Annotated in this window: 6 protein-coding genes; all 6 read right to left on the bottom strand. The window is 58.2% G+C overall.

Annotated features, from left to right (window positions below; genetic code table 11):
* Positions 1–141: 141 nt before the first annotated feature.
* The 6 genes from BDE01S_RS08050 to dnaQ all read right to left on the bottom strand — a co-directional run bounded on the left by BDE01S_RS08050 (position 142) and on the right by dnaQ (position 5,222).
* The gene (locus BDE01S_RS08050; protein WP_066079903.1) at positions 142–342 is read right to left on the bottom strand and encodes a hypothetical protein; all 201 of its coding nucleotides are present in this window, start codon (positions 340–342) and stop codon (positions 142–144) included.
* A 180-nt stretch (positions 343–522) separates the two neighbouring features.
* Complete coding sequence (locus BDE01S_RS08055) at positions 523–1,176, bottom strand: TetR/AcrR family transcriptional regulator (RefSeq protein WP_066079904.1); 654 nt, start codon at positions 1,174–1,176, stop codon at positions 523–525.
* 73 nt (positions 1,177–1,249) lie between these two features.
* The gene (gene murB / locus BDE01S_RS08060) at positions 1,250–2,287 is read right to left on the bottom strand and encodes a UDP-N-acetylmuramate dehydrogenase (protein WP_066079907.1); all 1,038 of its coding nucleotides are present in this window, start codon (positions 2,285–2,287) and stop codon (positions 1,250–1,252) included.
* Positions 2,288–2,363: 76 nt separating this feature from the next.
* Positions 2,364–3,743 (bottom strand): MATE family efflux transporter, encoded by a 1,380-nt coding sequence (locus BDE01S_RS08065; RefSeq protein ID WP_066079910.1) that lies wholly within the window; start codon positions 3,741–3,743, stop codon positions 2,364–2,366.
* 64 nt (positions 3,744–3,807) lie between these two features.
* Positions 3,808–4,512 (bottom strand): 2-C-methyl-D-erythritol 4-phosphate cytidylyltransferase, encoded by a 705-nt coding sequence (gene ispD, locus BDE01S_RS08070; RefSeq protein ID WP_066079913.1) that lies wholly within the window; start codon positions 4,510–4,512, stop codon positions 3,808–3,810.
* Positions 4,509–5,222: a DNA polymerase III subunit epsilon gene (gene dnaQ / locus BDE01S_RS08075; protein WP_066079916.1), complete on the bottom strand. Its 714-nt coding sequence runs from the start codon at positions 5,220–5,222 to the stop codon at positions 4,509–4,511. Before dnaQ ends, ispD begins: the two co-directional genes overlap by 4 nt.
* Positions 5,223–5,366 lie beyond the last annotated feature (144 nt).

The raw sequence follows: 5,366 nt of genomic DNA on the forward strand, positions 1-5,366 counted from the left end.
GGGGCTTTCAGCGATTTTTATCATCCCAAATGTCTATTAGTCCCTTTTTTATGGAAAACGCGTTTGCGCCGTATCGTCGGAGAAATTAAATTCTGCAATCAAGCGGAATCACGCCGTCGCAGGATTGGCGTTCGACGTATTTCAATCATTCGGATGAACGCGGGCGGCGGCGCGCTCGCGTTCGACGGTTTCCTTATCTTTCAGCTTCGCGCCCAAGCCCAGCATTTTTTCGTATTCCGATTGCGGCGTGCCGTCTTCTTCCATGCCGAAGGCGCTGGCATTCACCCACAAAGCCAGCAGGGACACGATAACGGCGCAAAAGCCGATGACATACCAAAACATAATCTTCCTCCGAAGCCGCGCCGCTTCTAAGCGTGCGGCATTAACGTGCGGACTGTACCACAAAGCGCCGCTGCGATAAACCGGCCTTACCCATTACTGCATTTCCATGTTAAAAAACGCAAAGAAGCCGCCGAACTCAAGCGCGGGCTATGGGCTTCGGCGGCGGATAAAGTATGCGGCCTATTTAGCGGCTGCTTCGACGGCATTGATTTTGCGGTCGAATTCTTCTTTGTATTCCGGCAGTAGATACGGGCGCAGCAGGCTTAGGGTGCGGTGGATGCCGCGGACTTTGGAATCTTCGGTAAGCTTGGTGCGGCCGCGCAGCGAGCTGTCGAAATCGAACCAGTATTTGGTAACCATCCACATATTCACCGCCAAATCGTTCATGGCGATGCGGTCGGCCCGGATGATGCCCAAGCCGTTGAGCTGGTTGAGCAGGTTGACCAGCAGCGGCGAAACTTTGGCCTGGGTGAAGTTGTTGTGTTCGCCCAAAAGCTCGGCGCTGCGTGCCAGCAGCGTGTTGACGTCGCTAAACAGGAAGCGGTATTCCCACATTACATCGTAAATGCCGGCCATGTAGTTGATGGAATCTTCCACGCTGGAGGGCAGCACCGCTTCGTGCAGATAATGCAGCAGCGCTTCGCTGTAACGCTTGAAGAGCTGGATGATGATTTCGTCTTTGTTGCGGAAATGGTAGTAAAGGTTGCCGGGGCTGATACCCAGATGAGCGGCGATGTGGTTGGTGCTGATGTTGCGCTCGCCCTCTTCGTTAAACAAAACGAGGCTGGTATTGATGATGCGTGTGTAGGTATTGATTTTCGACGTTTGTGCCACGGCACACTCCTTGATGTCGGCAGCCCGGCCGTCTGAAAACGGGAGGCTGCCTGTGATGTGTAATGTGTAAGGGTTACAGGCGGTAGCTTTCCGGCAGCCAATTCGGCTCGGCGTGCAGCGCTACTTGGAAACGTGCGGCCACTTCATCGCGCACATGCCGCGCCAGGCGGTGTACGTCTTGCGCGGATGCACGGCCTTTGTTGACCAACACCAGCGCCTGTTTATCGTGTACCGCCGCATCGCCGCATTGAAAGCCTTTCAGACGGCATTGGTCGATGAGCCAGCCCGCCGCCAGCTTCACGCTGCCGTCGGCCTGCGGATAGCGCGGCATATCGGGGTATTGCACCAGCAGGCGGGCGGCCTGTTCGGCAGAAACGACGGGATTTTTGAAAAAGCTGCCGACGTTGCCCAAGATGTTCGGATCGGGCAGCTTGGATGCGCGGATGGCGCATACGGCGCGGGAGACGTCGTGCGCGGTCATTTCGCGGCCGGCGCACAAATCCGCGGCGGCGGCAGACAAATCGCCGTAGCGCAAATCCGGCTCGAAACGCTCGTTCAGCGCAAACACCACCGCCGTAATCACATAGCGCCCCTTGCCTTCCTGCTTAAACAGCGATTCGCGGTAGGCAAAGCGGCAGGCGGCGTTATCGAGTTCCACAAACTCGTCCGCGTCCAAATCGAAGCAGCGCACGCTGTGTATCACATCTTTCACTTCCACGCCGTAAGCACCGATATTCTGCACCGGCGACGCGCCGACCGTGCCCGGAATCAGGCTGAGGTTTTCCAGCCCCGACCAGCCCGCGTCCAAAGTATGCAATACGAAATCATGCCAGATTTCTCCCGCCTGCGCTTCCACATAAACCTTGCCGACGCTGCGTCCCACTTCGCGTATGCCCTTGTTTTCTATACGCACCACCAAGCCCGGATAATCCTCCATCAGCAGGATATTGCTGCCGCCGCCGAGCCACAGCACGCTTTTGCGGTCAAACTCCGGCAAGCGCACAATATCGCGCAGCGCTTCCGCATCGTGCAGCGCCACAAAAGCGGCGGCGCGGGCGGATAAGCCGAAGGTATTGAAAGGGGTCAGGTCGGTATCGTATCGGACTTGCATGGTCTTGCCTTAATCAATGGAATTTTCAGACGGCCTCGGGCGCAAAATACCCGCACTTGGCCGCCGGAGCGCGTTTTCAGACGGCCTTAAACGAAGCCGCCACCGCTTTGCTGCACACTTCCAAGCACCAAACCAGTGCCACGGCGGCAATACTCAGCGACACCACCAGCGCCGTCCAAAAGCCGTTGATGCCCATGCCGAAATGGTAGGCCAGCCAATAGCCCGGCAACAGGCCGCAGCCCCAGAAAGCCGCAGCGTGGATAAACATCGGCGCTTTGGTGATTTTGTAGCCGCGCAGCGAATACGAAGCGATGCACTGCGTTGCGTCCGCCATTTGAAACAGCGCCGCCAGCAGCAACACGCCTGCGGCAATCTCCAATACGGCGGCATCGTCGGTGTACATCGAAGCGAGCGGAAAACGTAATAATACCAAAGCCGCCGCGGTAATCACAGCCAAAACCAGCCCCAATATCAAAGCCGCTCCCGAAATATAGCGGGCGCGGATAAATTCGTGCCGCCCTAGCGAGAAGCCCACGCGCACCGTAGCTGCCGAGCCGACGCTTTGCGGAATCATATAGATAATCCCCGTCAGGCTGATGACCACCTGCTGCGCCGCCACATAATCCTCGCCCAGCCGCGCCACCAGAAACACAATAAAGGAAAACGCGCTGGCTTCCAGAAAATACGATAAGCCGATGGGCGCGCCGAGTTTCCATAATTGTGCAAACGCCGCCTTATCGGGCTTGGAAAAACGCGCCGTCAAACCGTAGGGGCGGAAATAGCGCTGCTTGGCGACATACAGCCACAAAGCCGCCGCGCTGAACCAAAACACCAGCGCGGTTGCCACGCCGCAGCCCGCGCCGCCCAAAGCGGGCAGGCCGAATTTTCCGTAAACAAAAGCATAATTGAGCGGAATATTCAGCAGAAAAGCCGCAAAACTCACCAGCATAATCACGCGCGGGCGGTTGAGGCTGGTGGCGTAGCCGTGCAGCGCGCGGTGTATCATGGCCGCCGGCATCGCCAGGCCGGTAAACAGCATATAGTCCGCCATCATGCCCTCGACCTTATCGCTCAAATTCAGCCAGTGCTGAAACGGCACAATCACCGCCCACATCAGCAGCATGCCGAACACGCCCAAACTCAGGCCGAACCACATTCCCTGCCGCCCGGTTTCGCCCACCGCCGACGCATCGCCCGCGCCGTTTTGCTGCGCGATAATCGGATTAAGCGCGGTCATGATGCCGATAAAGGTGATGTAGATGGTGGCAAACGCGCTGCTGCCCAGCGCCACCGCCGCCAAATCCTCCTTGCCCGCGCCGCCCGCCATTACCGTGTCCACAAAGCCGATGCCCACCTGCGCCACCTGCGCCAGCAAAATGGGCAGCGCCAAAGCAGCCAGGCGGCGGATTTCTTTGTGCAACACCGGAAACGAGAAGCGCTGAAGTTCAAACAGCATAAATATTTACCCTCAAAAAGGAAAAGGCCGTCTGAAAAGACGGCAAATGGAAAGCGGCCGACTGTCAGCCGTGTGCGACATCCGCACCCAGCAGCAGGCGCACGATGATTTCGTCCTGCGGCAGGGTCAGCTTCAGATTGCGCGTATCGCCCAACACCAGCTTCGGCGCGATGCCCAGCATTTCCACGGCGGAAGCCTCGTCGGTAACGGCAGATAAATCCGCCTGCGCCAATGCCCGCTGCAGCAAGGCCGTCTGAAAAAGCTGCGGCGTCTGCGCCTGCCACAGGCCGCTGCGGGCGACGGTTTCGGCAATGTTGCCGCCCGCTGCCGCCCGCTTGAGCGTATCGGCGACGGGCACGGCCAAAATTCCGCCCTCGGGACGGCTGCCCGCTTCGTCAATCAAGCGGCTCAGGGCTTCCGGCGGCAGGCAGCAACGCGCGGCGTCGTGTACCAGAATGCAGTCTTCCGCATCCGCCAAGCCTTGTTGCAATAAAACGTTGATGCCGTTGCGTACCGTTTCCGCCCGCGTATCGCCGCCGACTTTGAATACGGCGGTTTTCGGCGGCGTGCCGCTCAGGGCGTCGTGTACATATCCGTCTTGCGGCGACACAATCACCGCCACCAAATCAATCTGCGGGTGGGCGGTAAAAATGTCCACGGTATGCCGCAGCACGCTTTTGCCGCCGATGTCCACATACTGCTTGGGTTTGCCCGCGCCGAAACGTGCACCCACGCCGGCGGCGGGAATCAGGGCAATGCGGCGGCTCATGCCTGCGTCTCCCCGCGGCGCCACAGGCAGGCTTCGCCCAGGCTGTCGAGATACTGCTCGTGCTCGGCATTTTCCGTTTCATTAGCGCGTATCACTTTCAGACGGCCTGTACGCGCAACGGATACGGGCGCCGCCGCAGCCGCGCTTTGATTTTCTTCCGAAGCACCGCCCATTAAGTCAAACTGTTGGCGCGTCATCGCCAGATACACTTCGCCCAACAGCTCGCAGTCGATTAATGCGCCGTGCAGCACGCGCTTGCTGCGGTCCACGCCCAAGCGGGTACAGAGCGCGTCCAAGCTGTTTTTCTGCCCCGGATACATTTCCTTGGCGATGGCCAGTGTATCGGTGATTTCGCAACCCAGCTCTTCCACCGAAGGCAACCCCATACGGGCAAATTCCATGTTCAAAAAGCCCACGTCGAAGCGCGCATTGTGGATAATCAGCTCTGCGCCGCGGATAAATTCGGCGATTTCGCTGCCCACGGCGGCAAAAGGCGGCGCGTTTTTCTCTTCCAATACCTCAATCGTCAAACCGTGTACCCGCGCAGCTTCTTCGGGCATATCGCGCTCCGGGTGCACATACCGGTGCAGGTTGCGCTCGGTCATCTGGCGGTTAATCATTTCCAAGCCGGCAAATTCGACCAGGCGGTCGCCGCTGTCGGGATAGAGGCCGGTGGTTTCGGTATCGAGGATAATCTGGCGTCGGCTCATTTTCACACTTCTCAAAACAGGCAAATCCTAAATCATACGCAATACAGCCATGAAAGTATAGACGGAGCGCACGCGCGGCTTTTTCAGACGGCCTTGCTCCGCATAAATGAAGCCGTTATCATCTATAGTCGGATAAATTAATTT

Origin of the sequence: Bergeriella denitrificans NBRC 102155, from assembly GCF_001592185.1 — a bacterium.
GTDB classification, from domain to species: Bacteria; Pseudomonadota; Gammaproteobacteria; order Burkholderiales; family Neisseriaceae; genus Neisseria; species Neisseria denitrificans.

Coding starts and splice junctions, on each gene's coding strand:
- BDE01S_RS08050 (WP_066079903.1), bottom strand. CDS start 342: ATGTTTTGGTATGTCATCGGCTTTTGCGCCGTTATCGTGTCCCTGCTG.
- murB (WP_066079907.1), bottom strand. CDS start 2,287: ATGCAAGTCCGATACGATACCGACCTGACCCCTTTCAATACCTTCGGC.
- BDE01S_RS08065 (WP_066079910.1), bottom strand. CDS start 3,743: ATGCTGTTTGAACTTCAGCGCTTCTCGTTTCCGGTGTTGCACAAAGAA.
- ispD (WP_066079913.1), bottom strand. CDS start 4,512: ATGAGCCGCCGCATTGCCCTGATTCCCGCCGCCGGCGTGGGTGCACGT.
- dnaQ (WP_066079916.1), bottom strand. CDS start 5,222: ATGAGCCGACGCCAGATTATCCTCGATACCGAAACCACCGGCCTCTAT.